Source organism: Delftia sp. K82 (assembly GCF_002193035.1).
Taxonomy (GTDB): Bacteria; Pseudomonadota; Gammaproteobacteria; order Burkholderiales; family Burkholderiaceae_C; genus Comamonas; species Comamonas acidovorans.
The window spans coordinates 1,139,013-1,154,708 of sequence record NZ_MYFL01000003.1 but is presented as its reverse complement, the minus strand read 5'-3'; the positions used below and the strand labels follow the sequence as shown (position 1 = coordinate 1,154,708).

Genomic DNA, 15,696 nt, shown 5'->3' with positions numbered 1-15,696 from the left:
CTCAGACCACGAGCTTGACCAGCGCGATCAATCCCAGCACCAGCACGAAGATGGCCGCCAGCCCCACCGCAATCACATGCAGCGGCGTGATGCGCTCCCCGTCCTGCTGGTACTCGCTTCCCCTGCGCACGCCGAAGAGCGACCAGGCCACGGCGCGCACCGTGCGCCACACGCTGGGCGGGCGGCGCGGCTCCCGTGGCTGCGGCGCATTCATGAGGCGGGCTCCTGCTTCGGCCCCGCCGCCACCGGCGCCTCGCCCGTGGGTGCGGCCGGCGTCCTGCCGCCCACCTCAAAGAAGGTATAGGACAGCGTGATCGTGGTCACATCCTTGGAGATGCGCGGATCGATCACGAAGGCCACCGGCCATTCGCGCTTTTCCCCGGGCTCCAGCGTGTACTGCGAAAAGCAAAAGCACTCCAGCTTGTTGAAATGCGCGGCCGCCTGGCGTGGCGCATAGCTCGGTATTGCCTGGGCCGCCATGCGGCGGTTCTGCACATTCTGGAACTCGTACATGACCGTGGCCAGCTCGCCCGGATGGACCTGGATGGAGCGCTGCGCCGGCTTGAAGTCCCAGGGCCCGCGCGCATTGGCGTCGAACTCCACGGTGATGGTGCGGCTCTTGTCCACCTGCGAGTTGGCGGGCAGCTTCACATCGCGCCCGGCCGTGCCGTTGCCCGGCACCTGGCGCTCGGACAGCGACAGGATGTTGATGCCCGTGAGCTCGCAGATGTGCTTGTAGATGGGAATCAGCACGTAGCCGAAGGCAAACATGCCCAGCGCCACCACGGCCAGCTTGCCCACCATCTTCGCGTTTTCACTGCGCACGCTCACGGACGTCCCTCCTGTTGCCTGCCCTCAATGGAGCACGGTGATCTTGATCACGAAACCCGCCAGAAAGACCAGCGCCACCGATACCAGGATCAGCGCCAGCCGCAGGTTGGCTTTTCGTTGCTGTGCGTCCATGTGCATCTCCCTTGGGGCTTGCATCAACCGATGATGCGGGTGGCGGTGGCATCGAGCTTGGGCGGTGTCTCGAAGGTATGGAACGGCGCCGGCGAAGGCACTTCCCACTCCAGGCCCTCGGCGGCCTCCCAGGGCTTTTGCGGCGCCTTCTCGCCCTTGCCGCGCATGGCGGGCACGACGACGAAGAGGAAGAAATACACCTGCATCAGGCCAAAGCCCAGCGCGCCCAGCGAGGCCACCATGTTGAAGTCAGCGAACTGCATGGGGTAGTCGGCATAGCGGCGCGGCATGCCGGCCAGGCCCAGGAAGTGCATGGGGAAGAAGGTGACGTTGAAGAAGATCAGCGAGCCCCAGAAGTGGATCTGGCCGCGCGTCTCCGAATACATCACGCCGGTCCACTTGGGTGCCCAGTAGTAGTAGGCCGCGAACATGGAGAACAGCGATCCGGCCACCAGCACGTAGTGGAAGTGGGCCACCACGTAGTAGGTGTCCTGCAGCTGGATGTCGATGGGCGCCATCGACAGGATCAGGCCCGTGAAGCCGCCCATGGTGAACACGAAGATGAAGCCCACCGAGAACAGCATGGGCGTCTCGAAGGTCATGGAGCCGCGCCACATGGTGGCCACCCAGTTGAAGATCTTCACGGCCGTGGGCACCGAGATCAGCATGGTGGCGTACATGAAGAACAGCTGGCCCGTGACGGGCATGCCGGTGGTGAACATGTGGTGCGCCCACACGATGAAGGACAGGATGGCGATGGACGAGGTCGCATACACCATGGATGCATAGCCGAACAGCTTCTTGCGGCTGAAGGCCGGCACGATCTGGCTGATGATGCCGAAGGCCGGCAAGATCATGATGTAGACCTCGGGGTGGCCGAAGAACCAGAAGATGTGCTGGTACATCACCGGGTCGCCGCCGCCTGCGGGGTTGAAGAAGCTGGTGCCGAAATGGCGGTCCGTCAGCGTCATGGTGATGGCGCCGGCCAGCACGGGCATGACGGCGATCAGCAGGTAGGCCGTGATCAGCCAGGTCCAGGCGAACATGGGCATCTTCATCAGCGTCATGCCGGGCGCGCGCATGTTCAGCACGGTGACGATGATGTTGATGGCGCCCATGATGGAGCTGGCGCCCATGATGTGCATGGCCAGGATGGAGGTGTCCATGGACGGGCCCATCTGCAGCGTCAGCGGCGCATACAGCGTCCAGCCTGCGGCGGGGGCGCCGCCGGGCATGAAGAACGAGCCCACCAGCATCAGGCCGGCCGGGATCAGCAGCCAGAAGCTGAAGTTGTTCATGCGCGCGAAGGCCATGTCGGAGGCGCCGATCTGCAGCGGCAGCATCCAGTTCGCAAAGCCCACGAAGGCCGGCATGATGGCGCCGAACACCATGATCAGGCCGTGCATGGTGGTCAGCTGGTTGAACAGCTCGGGGTTGACGATCTGCAGCCCGGGCTGGAACAGCTCGGCGCGGATCAGCAGCGCCAGCACCCCGCCCACCATCAGCATGGTGAACGAGAACAGCAGGTACAGCGTGCCGATGTCCTTGTGGTTGGTGGCGAACATCCAGCGGCGCCAGCCCGTGGGCGTGGCGTGGTGGTGATGGTCGTCATGCCCGTGTCCATGCTCGTGCTCATGCGCATGTTCGTGGCCCTCGCCCGCAGGGCTGTGGATGGGGGGAAGTACGGCGCTCATGCTGTTATCTCCAATCGCTCATCTGTCTTGCGGGCTCACTGCGCAGGGAACTTGCCGGTGCGGGCGGCCACGAACTCGGCCGGCTGCACCAGCTGGCCGGTCTTGTTGGACCAGTGGTTCTTTGCAAAGGTGACCACGGCGGCCAGCTCGGTATCGCTCAACTGCTTCCAGGCGGGCATGGCGCCGTTGGCACGGCCTTCCAGCACCACATGCATCATCTCGGCCGTGGGACCCAGGACCACGGGGCTGCCGTCCAGCGCCTTGATGGGACCGGCGCCCTTGCCGTTGGCCTGGTGGCAGGCCGCGCAGTTGGCCGCATAGACCTTCTCGCCGCGTGCCATCAGGTCGGGCAGGCTCCAGACCTTGCTGGGGTCGTCCTTCTTGGCGGCGGCGAGCTTCTTTTGCTCGTCCACCCAGGCCTTGTAGCCGTCGCTCGACAGCACCTTCACGTGGATGGGCATGTAGGCATGCTCCTTGCCGCACAGCTCGGCGCACTGGCCGTAGTAGTCGCCGGTCTTTTCGGCACGGAACCAGGTGTCGCGCACAAAGCCCGGGATCGCATCCTGCTTGATGCCGAAGGACGGCACCATGAAGGAGTGGATCACGTCATTGGCCGTGGTGATGATGCGCACCTTGCGGTCCACGGGCACGACCAGCGGGTTGTCCACCTTGAGCAGGTAGTCGTTGGGTGCCTTGGAGACATCGCCGCTGTCGGACAGCGCGCGGTGGCTGCTGTCCAGCGTGGAGATGAAGCTCAGGCCCTCGCCTTCGCCGTTGATGTAGTCGTAGCCCCATTTCCACTGGTAGCCCGTGGCCTTGATGGTGACATCGGCATTGGTGGTGTCCTTCTGCGCCACCAGCACCTTGGTGGCCGGCAGCGCCATGAGCACGACGATGATGAACGGCACGATGGTCCAGACCACCTCGACCGTGGCCGATTCGTGGAAGTTCGCCGCCTTGGCGCCGCGCGATTTGCGGTGCCTCCAGATCGAATAGAACATCACGGCGAACACGCCGATGAAGATCACCGTGCAGATGATCAGCATCATCCAGTGCAGGTAATGCTGCTCATGCGCGATGCGCGTGACCGCCGGATGAAGGTTGAGCTGATTGACGGCCGGGCCGCCTGGCAGATCTGTCGTCGCATGCGCAAGGGAGCCTCCCCCTGCCACACTCATCAAGCCCCAGAGAACCAGCTTGGTGGAAATGCTTTTCATAGTTTTCACTTACATCTAAGCCTCGGGTTATCCACTCGCTCCGCTGCGCCGGCGTGGGGGCCGCGCAGCCAGACCGTTCAACGCCTGCCCAAAGGGCAACTCCCGGCCTCAACTGTCCGAGCATGCATGAAAGCGCCGCAGATGTGCCTGCGCGCAATCACCAATAGCGTGCCAGCCGGCATCAACGGCAGCTCGGACGTGGGACCAGGATTCGGGCGTACGGCCATCCCCGCCTGCGCCTGCAGGCGCATGAATTCGGAGGACAGCAGCAAGGTGGACGGAAGAATGCGCGCACGCCGGCCATTCAGGGCATGTGTGCCATGGGGGCCGGGAGCGGATTGGAAAAGGGGGCGCATGCGGCCCGGCATGCGGCACAGAAGAGGAGACAGAAGGGGGGACAGCAGGGACAGAAAGACCAGTGCCCGCTCCCAGAGGAACAGGCACTGCTGCAGCCGGTGATGATCAAACTCGTGGGCGGGCCGCTCCTGGATGGGTCGGCCCGTTCTCGTTCCCGTGGCAAAACGAAACACCAAATCGTCTCCCCTTTCGGCCTGCGGACCGCTGGTCTTTTCCCGGCCCGGGAAAGCGAGCCCAGGGAAAAGCTGTTGTCTCTGTCAGCTCGGGAAAAGTGTAGACGTTTTTGTTTTCGATCAATGACCGGAAAGCGACATTGGGGCTATCGCAAACCCGTGTTGCGCGGCTGGCGCAGCATGCTGCGCATGTCCTCCAGCGATACGGCGCTGCTGGACTCCAGGCGCACGCGCGGCTGCGGCTTGTAGGCGTGGCCGTAGACGATCTCGAAGGTCAGCGCCAGCTGCCCGTCGGGGCCGGCCAGGCGCTCGCGCAGGGCATCGTGCAGGCGCTGCTGCCAGCGGCGGCCGCGCAGCGCGGCAAAGCGCTGCGGATGGAAGTTGCGGCCCAGCTCGCGCAGCTCCTGCAGCAGCCGCTCGGGCGTGGCAAAGGTCAGCGTGATGTGCTCCATGTCCATCACCGGCTCGCTGAAGCCTGCGTGCACCAGCATGTCGCCCCAGTCATGCATGTCGGTGAAGGCCTGGCCGGCGGGCGGCCAGCCGAGCTGGGCGTAGATGGCGTGCAGCTCGCGCAGCGTATCGGGCCCCAGGCAGGAGAACATCACATAGCCGTCCACGGACAGCGCCTGGTGCCAGCGCGTGATCAGCGCCTGCGGGTCGGCCTGCTGGTGCAGGGCCATGTTGGCCCACAGCATGTCCACGCCGGCAGGCTCAGGCTCGCCGAAGCGCGTGGCGCCCCCGGTCCAGCGCGCGGGCTGCCACCAGCGCGCGCCCAGCTGCTCGCGGGCGGCGGCCTCATGCAGCGGCGAGGCTTCATAGACCAGGCATTCGGACTGCGCATAGCGCTGGCGCAGCAGCGCATGGGCCTGCAGGCCGCCGCGCACGGGCTGCCAGTGGCACCAGCGCTGGGGCGGCTTGACGATCCAGTCCAGCCGCTCCTGCATGCGGCGCGCCACCTCCTCATGCAGCCACGGCGAGGCCGCAGGCGCGGCCTGCTGCCAGCGCAATGCGGCGGCCGGATCGATGGTGGGGGGCAATTCGTGGGACATGGCTGGGCGGGGAATCCGGGCTCCTCGAAAGACAGGCGCCCAGCCCCGGAGCAAAGGGGTGGCGGACGCGGCGCGAGTATATTGACTCCATGCCCAACCTGCCTGCGTCATGGCTTTCGCACTGGCATGCCGGCCTGCCCAGCCAGTGCGCCGTCTGCCGCCGCTGGCCGGCGCAGCGCCTGTGCCAGGACTGCCGCTTGCGCTGGGCCAGGCCGCTGGCGCGCTGCGGGCTTTGTGCCATGCCGCTGCCAGCGGGGCACGGCGCCAGCGGCGGCCAGCAGGTCTGCGGCGCCTGCCTGGTCAAGCCCCCGCCACTGACGCACTGCCTTGCCGCGCTGGACTACGCCTATCCCTGGCACACGGTGATCGGCGACTTCAAATTCCGGGGAGACACCGGCCTGGCACGCAGCCTGGCCGCCCTGCTGCTGGAGCAGCACGGGGCGCGCGAGCAACTGGAGCAATGCGATCTGCTGCTGCCCATGCCCCTGTCTGCCCAGCGCCTGCGCGAACGCGGCTTTCACCAGGCCCTGGTGCTGGCCCGTGCGCTGTCCGGCCCATCCACCCGCGGCAAGCTGCGGCACCAGGCCGTGCAGCGCGCCCACACGGCACAGGCCCAGCATGACCTGCCGCGCGCCCTGCGCCTGCGCCAGCTGCGCGGGGTCTTCGCGGTGCCGCCGGCGCAACTGCCCCATGTGCGCGGCCGCAAGATCCTGCTGATCGACGATGTAATGACCACGGGCGCCAGCCTGCATGCGCTGGCCACCTGCCTGCGGCGTGCAGGCGCGGCCGAGGTCAGCGCCCTGGTGCTGGCGCGCACGCCCTGATCGTGGGGGTTCGGGGCCCGGGGGCATAGGCCGCCGCGAGACAATACGGGCCATGTTCCATATCGTTCTCGTCGCGCCGGAGATCCCACCCAATACCGGCAATGTGATCCGTCTGGCCGCCAACACCGGCTGCAGCCTGCACCTGATTGAGCCGCTGGGCTTTTCCATGGAAGACCGCCTGATGCGCCGCGCCGGCCTCGACTACCACGAGTACGCGCCCGTGCGCCGCCATGCCGACTGGCAGGCCTTCCTGCAGGACTGCCAGCCGGACCGCCAGCGCATGTTCGCCATGACCACGCACAGCAGCAGCCCCGCCCACGCCATCGGTTTCCAGCCTGGCGACTGGCTGGTGTTCGGCTCCGAAAGCAAGGGCCTGCCCGCCGAGGTGCGCGAGCAGTTCCCGCCGCAGCAGCGCCTGCGCCTGCCCATGCTGCCGCAGCAGCGCAGCCTGAACCTGTCCAATGCCGTGGCCGTGACCGTGTTCGAAGCCTGGCGCCAGCAGCAATTCGTGGGCGCTGCCCTGGCCGAGGGAGCAGCCGGCGTGGCCTGAGCGATCAGTCGGACCGGGCGAAAAGTTCCCGGCCGATTGTTTCAACAGCTGAAAAAGCGCATTGCCAATCCAAGGGTTTTTCCCGATTCCAAGCCGTCCTACATTTGAGTCATGGGCTCTACGTTACCAAGCGATTTCCGCAAAGAACGCCCTGTCCCAGAAACAAAACAAAGGACTTGAATCATGAAGAACACCCGCCGTTTTGCCGTCCTGGCCGCCCTCTCCATCTCCGCCATCGCCGCCCAGGCTGCCGGCTTCGACTATGCCGACAACAGCAGCTACCCGCCCGAAGTGAAGACCCAAAGCACGCTGACACGTGCCCAGGTCATGGCCGACCTCAAGGCCGCCCAGGCCAATGGCACCATGCCCTCCGTCGCCGAAGGCTACCTGCCCATCCAGAACACTGCCACCGCCACCGTGAGCCGCGATGAAGTGCGCCGCGAAGCCGCCGCCGCCGAGCGTTCGGGCCAGCTGAACTTCGGCGCCTGAGCCTCACAGCCCCCCGCAACCGCTGCCACCACGCAGCCAGCCCGCAGGTGCCCCCTGCGGGCTTTTTTCATCGCCGGGCCGCCCCAAGATGAAAAGCGCCCCTTGGGGGGGCAGCGGACCTTGCGTAGCAAGGGTAGCGTGGGGGTCAGTTTTCATTCAGGCCTTGGCGCCGTAGTTGCGGGCCACGGACTCGGCCACGCAGGCGGGCTTGTCGGCGCCTTCGCGCTCCACGGTCACCAGCCAGGTCATCTGCAGGCCACCGGGCTCGATGGGCTCGGCGGCCTGCAGCGTCAGGCGCGCACGCAGGCGGCTGCCCACGGGCACGGGAGAGGTGAAGCGCACGCGGTTGAGGCCGTAGTTCACGCCCATTTGCGCGCCTTCGATGTGAAAGCAGTTCTGGAAAAACTGGGGGATCAGCGACAGCGTCAGAAAGCCGTGCGCAATCGGCGCTCCGAAGGGGCCCTTGGACGCGCGCTCGGGGTCCACATGGATCCATTGCTGGTCGCCCGTGGCATCGGCGAACAGCTGCACCTGCTGCTGGGTGATGGTGATCCAGTCGCTGACGGCGACTTCCTGCCCCACGCAGGCACGCACTTCGGAATAGGAATGGAAGGTTTTCATGCCCCAAATGGTAGGGGCCGGTGCCGCGCGCTCCATGTCGGGCGCGCGACAGCTAGGGTCTGTTGACGTTAATTTGTGGATCGCGTTGCGCGGTTGCGGGGTTGTATGCAAGGCGCTCATGCGCAGCAAGGCCCATGCCTTGCGAGTGTGAGCAACGCGGCAGACGGCCCCGCAACCGCGCAACCCGAAGGGAAGCAGCCTGCCAGCGCGCCACTCGGCGTTGCACTCCTTGTGCGTGTAGGCACACGCACGGCGTCGCGCGCCTTGATTGGCACGCTGGCAGGCTGCTTCGCGACCGCAAATTAACGTCAACAGACCCTTGGGTTAGCCCAGGGAGGGGCTCAGCGCGAGGCGCGCTGCACGAAGAACAGCCCCGTGCCCACGGCCATCAGCAGCGCGCCGAAGACCCGGTTCTGGCTGCGCACCGCACGCGCGCTGCGCATGAAGCCGCGCAGCGCGCTGGCGCTGGCCGCGTAGCCGTGCATGACCATGGTGTCCACGGCCAGCATGGTGGCGGCCAGGATCAGCAACTGCAGCCACAGCGGGCGGCTCGTGGTCATGAACTGGGGCAGCACGGCCACCATGAAGATGATGCCCTTGGGATTGGTGGCATTGGTCAGGAAGCCCGTGAGCACGCGGCGGCGCACGCTGAGCTCGGGCATGGATTCCTGGGTGGCCAGGGGTGCGGCACCCGAGCGCCATTGGCTGATGCCCAGGTAGATCAGATAGCAGGCGCCGACGATCTTCACGGCGTTGAACGCCCATTCGGAGGCCAGCAGCAGCGAGCCCACGCCCGCACCGGCGATCAGCAAGATGGTCAACAGCCCCAGCTGCAGCCCGAAGATGGTGGCGCTGCTCTTGCGCACGCCATACGACAGGCCATGGCTCATGGACAGCACGGCGCCCGAGCCCGGGGAGACCGCAATGATCCAGCAGGCCACAAAGTAAGCGATCCAAGTGTGCCAATCCATGCCAAACACCTTAAAAATACGGAGCAGGCCGGCATCTTAAAACCGTGCAGACGATCTGGCGCACTGCCGCGGCAAAGCCGGATGGGGCGATGAAGCATTCGGTGGCATTTTTCATCGCCGGGCCGCCCCAAGATGAAAACGGCCCCCTCGGGGGGCGCCCGGCCAGGGGCAGCGGACCTTGCGCAGCAAGGGGAGCGTGGGGGGCATTTTTAACCCTGTCAGAAAGCTGACCCAGCTGTGAGAGTGACACAATCAATCACCCCAGGGTAAACACCAACTCCAAGATCCCAAGCTCCCATGGAACACAGCGCCCCCATCTGGCTGACCTACGGCTTTCTCTATCTCACCGCCGCCGTGCTGGCCGTGCCCATTGCGCGTGCCCTGGGCCTGGGCGCCATCATTGGCTACCTGGGTGCCGGCATTGCCATGGGCCCCTGGGGACTGTCGCTTGTCAGCAATGTGGATGACATTCTTCATTTCGCCGAGTTCGGCGTGGTGCTGATGCTCTTCGTGATCGGGCTGGAGCTGCAGCCCAGCCGCCTGTGGGAGCTGCGCCGGCCCATCCTGGGATGGGGGCTGGCGCAGATGCTGGCCTGCACGGGCGTGCTGTTCCTGGCGGCCTGGGCCTTCGGCTTTTCCTGGCGCGTGAGCCTGATCGCGGGCATGGGCCTGGCCCTGTCGTCCACGGCCATCTGCCTGCAGGTCATGGCCGAGCGCAACCTCATGCGCACGCCCAGCGGCCAGGCCAGCTTCTCCATCCTGCTGTTCCAGGACGTGGCCGCCATTCCCATCCTGGCGCTGATCCCCATCCTGGGCGCGGTCAAGGCTGCCAATGCCACGCACACCGACAGCCACCTGTGGCTGCAGGTGCTCAAGACCGTAGGCACCATCGCCGCCGTGGTGGTGGGCGGCCGCCTGCTGCTGCGCCCCCTGCTGCGCTGGATAGCGCGCAGCCGCACGCCCGAGATCTTCACGGCCACCTCACTGCTGCTGGTGGTGGGCATTGCCATGCTGATGGTGCAGGTGGGCCTGTCCATGGCGCTGGGCGCCTTCCTGGCCGGCGTGCTGCTGGCCGACAGCGAGTACCGCAGCGAGCTGGAGACCAACATCGAGCCCTTCAAGGGCCTGCTGCTGGGCCTGTTCTTCATGGCCGTGGGCATGAGCATCGACTTCGGCGTGCTGCTGCGCGCGCCCTGGGCCATGGCGGCCATGGTGCTTGGCTTTCTGGCGCTCAAGGGCGCCGTGCTCTACACCCTGGCCCGCGTGCTGAAGCTGCCCTGGCGTGAGCGCCCGGTGTTCACCCTGCTGCTGGCCCAGGGCGGCGAGTTCGCCTTCGTGGTGTTCCAGACGGCGGCGCAGTACAAGGTGTTCCACCACAGCATCTCGTCCATGCTGGTGGCCGCCGTGGCCCTGTCCATGCTGATCGGCCCGCTGGTGCTGGTGCTGATGGACAAGCTGCTGCTCAAGCGCTTTGCCGACATGAAGGATTGCCAGGTCGACGGCGCGGGCCAGACTGCCAGGCCCCATGAAATATCGGAGCCGCAGGACGCGCAAATCATCATTGCGGGCTTTGGCCGCTACGGCCAGATCGTGGCACGCGTGCTGCTGACCCAGGGCGTGCCGGCCACCATCCTCGACCACAGCGTGGAGATGCTGGAAGTGGCCCACACCTTCGGCTACCGCGTGTTCTTCGGCGATGCCACGCGCATGGACCTGCTGCGCATTGCCGGCGCGGACAAGGCGCGGGTGCTGGTCATCGCGGTGGACTCTTCCGAGCAATCGCTGAAGATCGCCGCCCGCGTGCGCAAGCGCTTTCCGCACCTGGAGATCGTGGCCCGCGCGCGCGACATGGCCCACTGGTACCAGTTGCGCGACCTGGGCGTGCACCATGTCGAGCGGGAAGTCTTCGAGTCCAGCCTGGTCTCGGCGCGCACCGTGCTGGAACTCGCAGGCCACAGCCCTGCCGAGGCCCAGCGCACCACCACGCGCTTTCGGGAGCACAACCTGGAGCTGATCGAGCGCATGTACCCCCACCACAAGGACCAGGCCCAGCTCATTGCCGTGGCCAAACAGGGCCGCCAGCAACTGGTCGAGCAGATGGCCAAGGAACGGCAGGAGGCCCAGGCGCAGCAGGAGAAGGACCAGGCGCCGCCCGGCCCCTGAAAACCGGGCCTCAGGCCGCGCCCAGCGCCCGCACCATGTGGTCCACGAACTGCGCCAGCTTGGGCAGTTGGCGGCGGTCCGGCAGGTAGACCAGGTGCACCGGGCGCGGCAGCGGCACGCAGTCCTGCAGCACGGGCACCAGCCGGCCGGCGGCCATGTCGGCGGCCAGCAGCACCTCGGGCTGCAGGATCAGGCCCAGGCCGCGCAGCGCCGCATGGCGCAGCCCGTCGCCGCTGTTGCAGCGCAGGCGGGCGTCTTCGGGCCACTGCACCGAACCCGAGCCGTCGCCGCGCAGAATCCATTCCGAGCGGCGCTGCCAGACCGCGTAGCTCAGGCAGTCATGGCGCGCCAGATCGTCCACACCACGCGGATGACCGCGCCGCCGCAGGTACGAGGGCGCCGCCGCGATCACCATGCGATAGGGCTGCAGCGGCCGCGCCACCAGGCCTTCGCCGCCCACGGGGCCGATGCGCACGGCCACGTCGATGTTCTCTCCCACCAGGTCGGCCATGCTGTCGCTCAGTTGCAGGTCCACGCGCACCAGCGGATTGGCCAGCTGGTAGTCGGCCACCAGCGGCGCGATCACATGGTTGCCCAGCGTGGTCGGCGCGCTGATGCGCAGCAGGCCCTGGGGTGCGCTGCGGCTGCGCTCCACGGCAGACTCGGCCCAGCGCAACTGCTCGAAGACCTGGCGGCTGTCCTCGTAGAAGCTGCGCCCCACCTCGGTCAGGCTGTGGCGCCGCGTGGTGCGCTGCAGCAGGCGTGCGCCCAGGTGGGCTTCCAGTTGCTGCACATGCTTGCCCACCATCACGGCCGAGATGTCCAGGCGCCGCGCGGCCTGGGCAAAGCTGCCGTCCTCGACCACGGCCATGAAGACCTCCATATTGCGCAGCTTGTCCATGGATTGCTAACCAATGCTTAGTAGTACAAAAAGATCTGGCTACTTTATGGCATGAGCGATTTGCAAAACACTGGAGGCCTGTTCACTCCTTCCGAAAGAAAACCGCATGAAGATCCTGCTCATCGGTGCCACCGGCACCATCGGCCGCGCCGTCCACGCCCTGCTGGCCCCGCGCCATGAGATCGTCACCGTGGGCCGCAACAGCGGCGACCTGCGCGCCGACTTCACGCAGCCCGAGACGCTGCAGAAAATGTTCGAAGCCGCAGGCCAGGTGGACGCCATCGTCAGCACGGCCGGCAAGCTGCATTTCGGCCCGCTGTCCGAGATGACAGCCGAGCAGTTCAACTCCGGCCTGCAGGACAAGCTGCTGGGCCAGGTGCGGCTCGCCCTGCTGGGACAGCGCTGGCTGCGCGACGGTGGCTCCATCACGCTGACCAGCGGCGTCGCCGCCACCGAGCCCATCCGCCACGGCGCCAATGCATCGACGGTGAATGCCGCCCTCCACGGCTTCGTCACCGGCGCTGCGGTCGAATTGCAGCGCGGCCTGCGCATCAATGCCGTGAGCCCCACCCTGCTGACCGAATCGGCCCAGGCCTATGGCTCGGTCTTCCCCGGCTTCGAGACCGTGCCCGCCGCCCGCGTGGCCCTGGCCTACCAGCGCAGCGTGGAAGGCGCCCAGACCGGCAGGGTCTTCGAAGTGCTCTGATCCCTGTCTTGCGGCGGGCCCTCGGCAAAGTCCTTGCGTGCCCGCCCAAAAGGGCTGCGTGCTACGCTGCGCGCCACCATGTTCAACCCCACCCAAGCCGATGTGCGGCGCTTTTTCTGCGGCGTGCGCACCAAGATGCTGAACGGCGCGCCGATGGAGGCCATAGAGACGCTGGCCAGCCTCTGGATTGCCGAGCATCCCGAGTATTTCGATGACCTCGCCGACGTGGACGCCGCCCTGCTGCGCGACTACGACGCCACGCCCGGCGTGACCAATCCGTTTTTGCACCTGTCCATGCACCTGTCCATCAGCGAGCAGTGCAGCATCGACCAGCCGCGCGGCATACGCCAGGCGGTGGAATTGCTCAGCCGCCGCCTGGACTCGCTGCACGACGCCCACCACGCCACCATGGAATGCCTGGGGCAGATGCTCTGGGAAAGCCAGCGCTCGGGCCGCCCCCCGGATGGCGAGGCCTACATTGCAGCCGTGCAGCGCCGCGCCACCAGCGACGGCGCCAAGGCCACGGGCAGCGCATAGTCCCGGCCGTTCAGCGCCTCAAGACAAAGCCCGAAACAAAGCTCGAAACAAAGCCCGAAAAAAGCCCGCAATTGCGGGCTTTTGCTTTGGAGGAAAGGCGCGACCTACTGCGATTTCTGGCCGAGGCGGAAATGGGGCTGGGGCAGGGTCTGCAGCTCGCCATCGAGGCTGCCGATGTAGTTGGCCAGCACCTTGAGTTCGCTGTTGGTGAACTGCTTGGCAATGCCGGCCATCACGCCGTTGCTGCGGCCGATGTGGGGGTTGCCTTCGGTCTTGTAGGACTTGAGGGCAGAGTACAGATAGTCCGCATACTGGCCCGCCACCTTCGGATAGCTGGGGTCGATGGGCTTGGAAAAACCCTGGCCGTGGCAGGAGACGCAGGCCCCTTTTTGCAGCAGCGCGGCAACCTGGGTGCTGGGCTCGCGGACCTTGGCGTCGGCGGCCTTGGCCACGCCATGCTCGGCGTAGTAGGCGGCCACGTCGGCCATGTCCTGCTCGGTCAGCGGATCGGCGATGCCGCGCATGGTGGGGTGCTTGCGCTCGCCCTTCTGGTAGGCCTGCAGCGCGGCCACGATGTAGGGTGCGCCCTGTCCTGAAATCTTGGGGACCTTGTACACCTCGGGGAAGCTGGCCTGGTAGCCCTGGATGCCATGGCAGCCAATGCACATGGCGATCTTCCCCTCCCCTGCCTTTGCGTCACCTTTGCTTTGCTGGGCCTGTGCCACAGGGGTCACAGATGCGACAGTCAGCGCCAATACCGTGGTCAAAGTTTTTATCATTTTGCGCGCACAATCCTTCAAGAGTTCTGACGGATGCCTACTGCTGAGCGGGTAGCGCGAACGATTATGGCAGTCACCGTCAAGCGTCCCCATCAATACTTACGCTGATACCGCCCATGAAATTTCAAGGTTCCGAGAACTACGTCGCCACCCAGGATTTGATGCTCGCGGTGAATGCCGCAGCCACCTTGCAGCGCCCGCTGCTGGTCAAGGGAGAGCCCGGCACGGGCAAGACCATGCTGGCCGAGGAAGTGGCCGCAGCGCTGGACATGCCGCTGCTGCAGTGGCACATCAAGTCCACCACCAAGGCCCAGCAGGGCCTGTACGAATACGACGCCGTCAGCCGCCTGCGCGACTCGCAACTGTCCGACATCGACGGCGGCGAGCGCGTCAAGGACATCCACAACTACATCATCAAGGGCGTGCTGTGGCAGGCCTTCACGGCAGACCGGCCCGTGGCCCTGCTGATCGACGAAATCGACAAGGCCGACATCGAATTCCCGAACGACCTGCTGCGCGAGATCGACCGCATGGAGTTCTACTGCTACGAGACGCGCGAGATGATCCGCGCCAAGCACCGGCCGTTGGTGTTCATCACCTCCAACAACGAAAAGGAGCTGCCCGACGCCTTCCTGCGCCGCTGCTTCTTCCACTACATCAAGTTCCCCGACGCCGACACCATGCGCCAGATCGTGGCCGTGCACTTCCCCAAGCTGCAGGGCGAGCTGCTGACCGCCGCGATGAAGGTGTTCTACGACGTGCGCAACCTGCCAGGCCTCAAGAAGAAGCCCTCTACCAGCGAGCTGATCGACTGGCTCAAGCTGCTGGTGGCCGAGGACATTCCCGTGGAATCGCTACAGACCGCCGAGGGCAAGGTCGCCGTGCCGCCGCTGGTGGGCGCCCTGCTCAAGAACGAGCAGGATGTGAGCCTGTTCGAGAAGCTGGTCTTCATGAACCAGCGCAACCGCTGAGGCCTGCGCCCATGCCCCATCCCGAACACACCAACGACACGGGCGTGCCGGCCCTCACCGGCCAGGTGACGACCATTCCCGTGGCCGGCGCGGTGGCGCACCAGGGCTTTGTGCGACCCGTGGTCATGCGCTTCAACGGCGTGCGGCTGGAGCCCCTGGCCCTCGCCCATGAAGCCGGGCTGCGCGAGGCCGTGCAGGACGGCCAGCTGTGGCGCATCCGCGTGACCTCGGCGCCCGAGCCCGGCGATGTGCGCGCCTATATCGAGGCCGCCCTGGAGCAGCGCAGCCTGGGCAAGCGCTTCGCCTTTGCCGTGCTGGACGACGACAGCGGCAAGGTGCTGGGCACCAGCAGCCACCACGACATCCTGCCGGAGGTGCGCCGCGTGGAGATTGGCTACACTTGGTACGCGCGCAGCGTGCAGCGCACCCATGTCAACACCTCGGCCAAGCTCATGCTCATGGGCCATGCGTTCGACACGCTGTCCTGCCATGTGGTGGGCTGGCGCACGGACTGCTTCAACTTCGCCAGCCAGCGCGCCATCGAACGCCTGGGCGCCAGGAAGGACGGCGTGATCCGCGGCCACGCGCTGCGCCGCGACGGCACCATCCGCGACACCGTGATGTACAGCCTGCGCAGCGGCGAATGGCCCGAGTCGCGCGCCCAGCTGCTGGACCAGTTGCAGCGCCATTCGGACGGCAGCACCGCCGTGGCGCGCACATGAGGGCGCGTA

At 66.2% G+C, this 15,696-nt stretch carries 18 protein-coding genes; 8 read left to right on the top strand and 10 right to left on the bottom strand.

What is annotated here, in order from left to right:
* Position 1 precedes the first annotated feature (1 nt).
* The 6 genes from KDK82_RS22025 to KDK82_RS22005 all read right to left on the bottom strand — a co-directional run bounded on the left by KDK82_RS22025 (position 2) and on the right by KDK82_RS22005 (position 5,453).
* On the bottom strand, positions 2 to 214 hold the full coding sequence (locus KDK82_RS22025) for a DUF2970 domain-containing protein (protein WP_013803984.1): 213 nt from the start codon (positions 212 to 214) through the stop codon (positions 2 to 4).
* Positions 211 to 831: a cytochrome c oxidase assembly protein gene (locus tag KDK82_RS22020; RefSeq protein ID WP_082848220.1), complete on the bottom strand. Its 621-nt coding sequence runs from the start codon at positions 829 to 831 to the stop codon at positions 211 to 213. The genes KDK82_RS22025 and KDK82_RS22020 overlap by 4 nt, the downstream gene beginning before the upstream one ends.
* A gap of 24 nt (positions 832 to 855) precedes the next feature.
* Positions 856 to 963, bottom strand: a complete 108-nt coding sequence (locus KDK82_RS33010) for a cytochrome oxidase small assembly protein (protein WP_012203604.1) — start codon at positions 961 to 963, stop codon at positions 856 to 858.
* A 23-nt stretch (positions 964 to 986) separates the two neighbouring features.
* On the bottom strand, positions 987 to 2,657 hold the full coding sequence (gene ctaD / locus KDK82_RS22015) for a cytochrome c oxidase subunit I (RefSeq protein ID WP_012203603.1): 1,671 nt from the start codon (positions 2,655 to 2,657) through the stop codon (positions 987 to 989).
* Positions 2,658 to 2,692: 35 nt separating this feature from the next.
* Positions 2,693 to 3,874, bottom strand: a complete 1,182-nt coding sequence (gene coxB / locus KDK82_RS22010) for a cytochrome c oxidase subunit II (protein ID WP_088166202.1) — start codon at positions 3,872 to 3,874, stop codon at positions 2,693 to 2,695.
* Between the two features lie 676 nt (positions 3,875 to 4,550).
* The gene (locus KDK82_RS22005) at positions 4,551 to 5,453 is read right to left on the bottom strand and encodes a trans-aconitate 2-methyltransferase (protein ID WP_012203600.1); all 903 of its coding nucleotides are present in this window, start codon (positions 5,451 to 5,453) and stop codon (positions 4,551 to 4,553) included.
* An 89-nt stretch (positions 5,454 to 5,542) separates the two neighbouring features.
* Here KDK82_RS22005 and KDK82_RS22000 point away from each other — a divergent pair, with 89 nt between their 5' ends.
* The 3 genes from KDK82_RS22000 (at position 5,543) to KDK82_RS21990 (ending at position 7,316) form a co-directional block, all read left to right on the top strand.
* Positions 5,543 to 6,277, top strand: coding sequence for a phosphoribosyltransferase family protein (locus KDK82_RS22000; protein ID WP_088166201.1), 735 nt, complete (start codon positions 5,543 to 5,545; stop codon positions 6,275 to 6,277).
* Between the two features lie 52 nt (positions 6,278 to 6,329).
* On the top strand, positions 6,330 to 6,827 hold the full coding sequence (gene trmL, locus KDK82_RS21995) for a tRNA (uridine(34)/cytosine(34)/5-carboxymethylaminomethyluridine(34)-2'-O)-methyltransferase TrmL (RefSeq protein ID WP_088166200.1): 498 nt from the start codon (positions 6,330 to 6,332) through the stop codon (positions 6,825 to 6,827).
* A 183-nt stretch (positions 6,828 to 7,010) separates the two neighbouring features.
* On the top strand, positions 7,011 to 7,316 hold the full coding sequence (locus KDK82_RS21990) for a DUF4148 domain-containing protein (protein WP_013803990.1): 306 nt from the start codon (positions 7,011 to 7,013) through the stop codon (positions 7,314 to 7,316).
* A gap of 156 nt (positions 7,317 to 7,472) precedes the next feature.
* On the opposite strand, the gene KDK82_RS21985 is transcribed toward KDK82_RS21990, so the two are convergent.
* Both KDK82_RS21985 and KDK82_RS21980 read right to left on the bottom strand, forming a co-directional pair.
* A complete protein-coding gene (locus KDK82_RS21985; RefSeq protein ID WP_034390662.1) occupies positions 7,473 to 7,937 on the bottom strand; it encodes a MaoC family dehydratase in 465 nt (154 codons plus the stop codon).
* 341 nt (positions 7,938 to 8,278) lie between these two features.
* On the bottom strand, positions 8,279 to 8,908 hold the full coding sequence (locus KDK82_RS21980; protein WP_012203595.1) for a LysE family transporter: 630 nt from the start codon (positions 8,906 to 8,908) through the stop codon (positions 8,279 to 8,281).
* 297 nt (positions 8,909 to 9,205) lie between these two features.
* Here KDK82_RS21980 and kefC point away from each other — a divergent pair, with 297 nt between their 5' ends.
* A complete protein-coding gene (gene kefC, locus KDK82_RS21975) occupies positions 9,206 to 11,071 on the top strand; it encodes a glutathione-regulated potassium-efflux system protein KefC (RefSeq protein ID WP_034390660.1) in 1,866 nt (621 codons plus the stop codon).
* 10 nt (positions 11,072 to 11,081) lie between these two features.
* Here kefC and KDK82_RS21970 read toward each other — a convergent pair whose 3' ends face one another.
* Positions 11,082 to 11,972, bottom strand: a complete 891-nt coding sequence (locus tag KDK82_RS21970) for a LysR family transcriptional regulator (protein WP_012203593.1) — start codon at positions 11,970 to 11,972, stop codon at positions 11,082 to 11,084.
* Positions 11,973 to 12,078: 106 nt separating this feature from the next.
* Between KDK82_RS21970 and KDK82_RS21965 the strand changes: the two genes are divergently transcribed.
* Positions 12,079 to 12,678, top strand: a complete 600-nt coding sequence (locus KDK82_RS21965; protein ID WP_012203592.1) for a short chain dehydrogenase — start codon at positions 12,079 to 12,081, stop codon at positions 12,676 to 12,678.
* A 78-nt stretch (positions 12,679 to 12,756) separates the two neighbouring features.
* Positions 12,757 to 13,215 carry a DUF1841 family protein gene (locus KDK82_RS21960; protein WP_088166362.1) on the top strand — a complete coding sequence of 153 codons (459 nt, stop codon included), beginning with the start codon at positions 12,757 to 12,759 and terminating at the stop codon, positions 13,213 to 13,215.
* 104 nt (positions 13,216 to 13,319) lie between these two features.
* On the opposite strand, the gene KDK82_RS21955 is transcribed toward KDK82_RS21960, so the two are convergent.
* Positions 13,320 to 13,994, bottom strand: coding sequence for a cytochrome c (locus KDK82_RS21955; protein WP_088166199.1), 675 nt, complete (start codon positions 13,992 to 13,994; stop codon positions 13,320 to 13,322).
* Positions 13,995 to 14,110: 116 nt separating this feature from the next.
* On the opposite strand from KDK82_RS21955, the gene KDK82_RS21950 reads away from it, so the two are divergent.
* The gene (locus tag KDK82_RS21950) at positions 14,111 to 14,965 is read left to right on the top strand and encodes a MoxR family ATPase (protein ID WP_012203589.1); all 855 of its coding nucleotides are present in this window, start codon (positions 14,111 to 14,113) and stop codon (positions 14,963 to 14,965) included.
* An 11-nt stretch (positions 14,966 to 14,976) separates the two neighbouring features.
* Entirely contained in the window at positions 14,977 to 15,687 is a 711-nt protein-coding gene (locus KDK82_RS21945) for a GNAT family N-acetyltransferase (RefSeq protein WP_088166198.1), read from the top strand.
* Positions 15,688 to 15,696 lie beyond the last annotated feature (9 nt).

Bases quoted from the DNA above. Each gene is read 5' to 3' on its own strand.
- KDK82_RS22025 (WP_013803984.1), bottom strand. From the start codon at position 214: ATGAATGCGCCGCAGCCACGGGAGCCGCGCCGCCCGCCCAGCGTGTGG.
- KDK82_RS33010 (WP_012203604.1), bottom strand. From the start codon at position 963: ATGGACGCACAGCAACGAAAAGCCAACCTGCGGCTGGCGCTGATCCTG.
- ctaD (WP_012203603.1), bottom strand. From the start codon at position 2,657: ATGAGCGCCGTACTTCCCCCCATCCACAGCCCTGCGGGCGAGGGCCAC.
- coxB (WP_088166202.1), bottom strand. From the start codon at position 3,874: ATGAAAAGCATTTCCACCAAGCTGGTTCTCTGGGGCTTGATGAGTGTG.
- KDK82_RS22005 (WP_012203600.1), bottom strand. From the start codon at position 5,453: ATGTCCCACGAATTGCCCCCCACCATCGATCCGGCCGCCGCATTGCGC.
- KDK82_RS22000 (WP_088166201.1), top strand. From the start codon at position 5,543: ATGCCCAACCTGCCTGCGTCATGGCTTTCGCACTGGCATGCCGGCCTG.
- trmL (WP_088166200.1), top strand. From the start codon at position 6,330: ATGTTCCATATCGTTCTCGTCGCGCCGGAGATCCCACCCAATACCGGC.
- KDK82_RS21990 (WP_013803990.1), top strand. From the start codon at position 7,011: ATGAAGAACACCCGCCGTTTTGCCGTCCTGGCCGCCCTCTCCATCTCC.
- KDK82_RS21985 (WP_034390662.1), bottom strand. From the start codon at position 7,937: ATGAAAACCTTCCATTCCTATTCCGAAGTGCGTGCCTGCGTGGGGCAG.
- KDK82_RS21980 (WP_012203595.1), bottom strand. From the start codon at position 8,908: ATGGATTGGCACACTTGGATCGCTTACTTTGTGGCCTGCTGGATCATT.
- kefC (WP_034390660.1), top strand. From the start codon at position 9,206: ATGGAACACAGCGCCCCCATCTGGCTGACCTACGGCTTTCTCTATCTC.
- KDK82_RS21970 (WP_012203593.1), bottom strand. From the start codon at position 11,972: ATGGACAAGCTGCGCAATATGGAGGTCTTCATGGCCGTGGTCGAGGAC.
- KDK82_RS21965 (WP_012203592.1), top strand. From the start codon at position 12,079: ATGAAGATCCTGCTCATCGGTGCCACCGGCACCATCGGCCGCGCCGTC.
- KDK82_RS21960 (WP_088166362.1), top strand. From the start codon at position 12,757: ATGTTCAACCCCACCCAAGCCGATGTGCGGCGCTTTTTCTGCGGCGTG.
- KDK82_RS21955 (WP_088166199.1), bottom strand. From the start codon at position 13,994: ATGATAAAAACTTTGACCACGGTATTGGCGCTGACTGTCGCATCTGTG.
- KDK82_RS21950 (WP_012203589.1), top strand. From the start codon at position 14,111: ATGAAATTTCAAGGTTCCGAGAACTACGTCGCCACCCAGGATTTGATG.
- KDK82_RS21945 (WP_088166198.1), top strand. From the start codon at position 14,977: ATGCCCCATCCCGAACACACCAACGACACGGGCGTGCCGGCCCTCACC.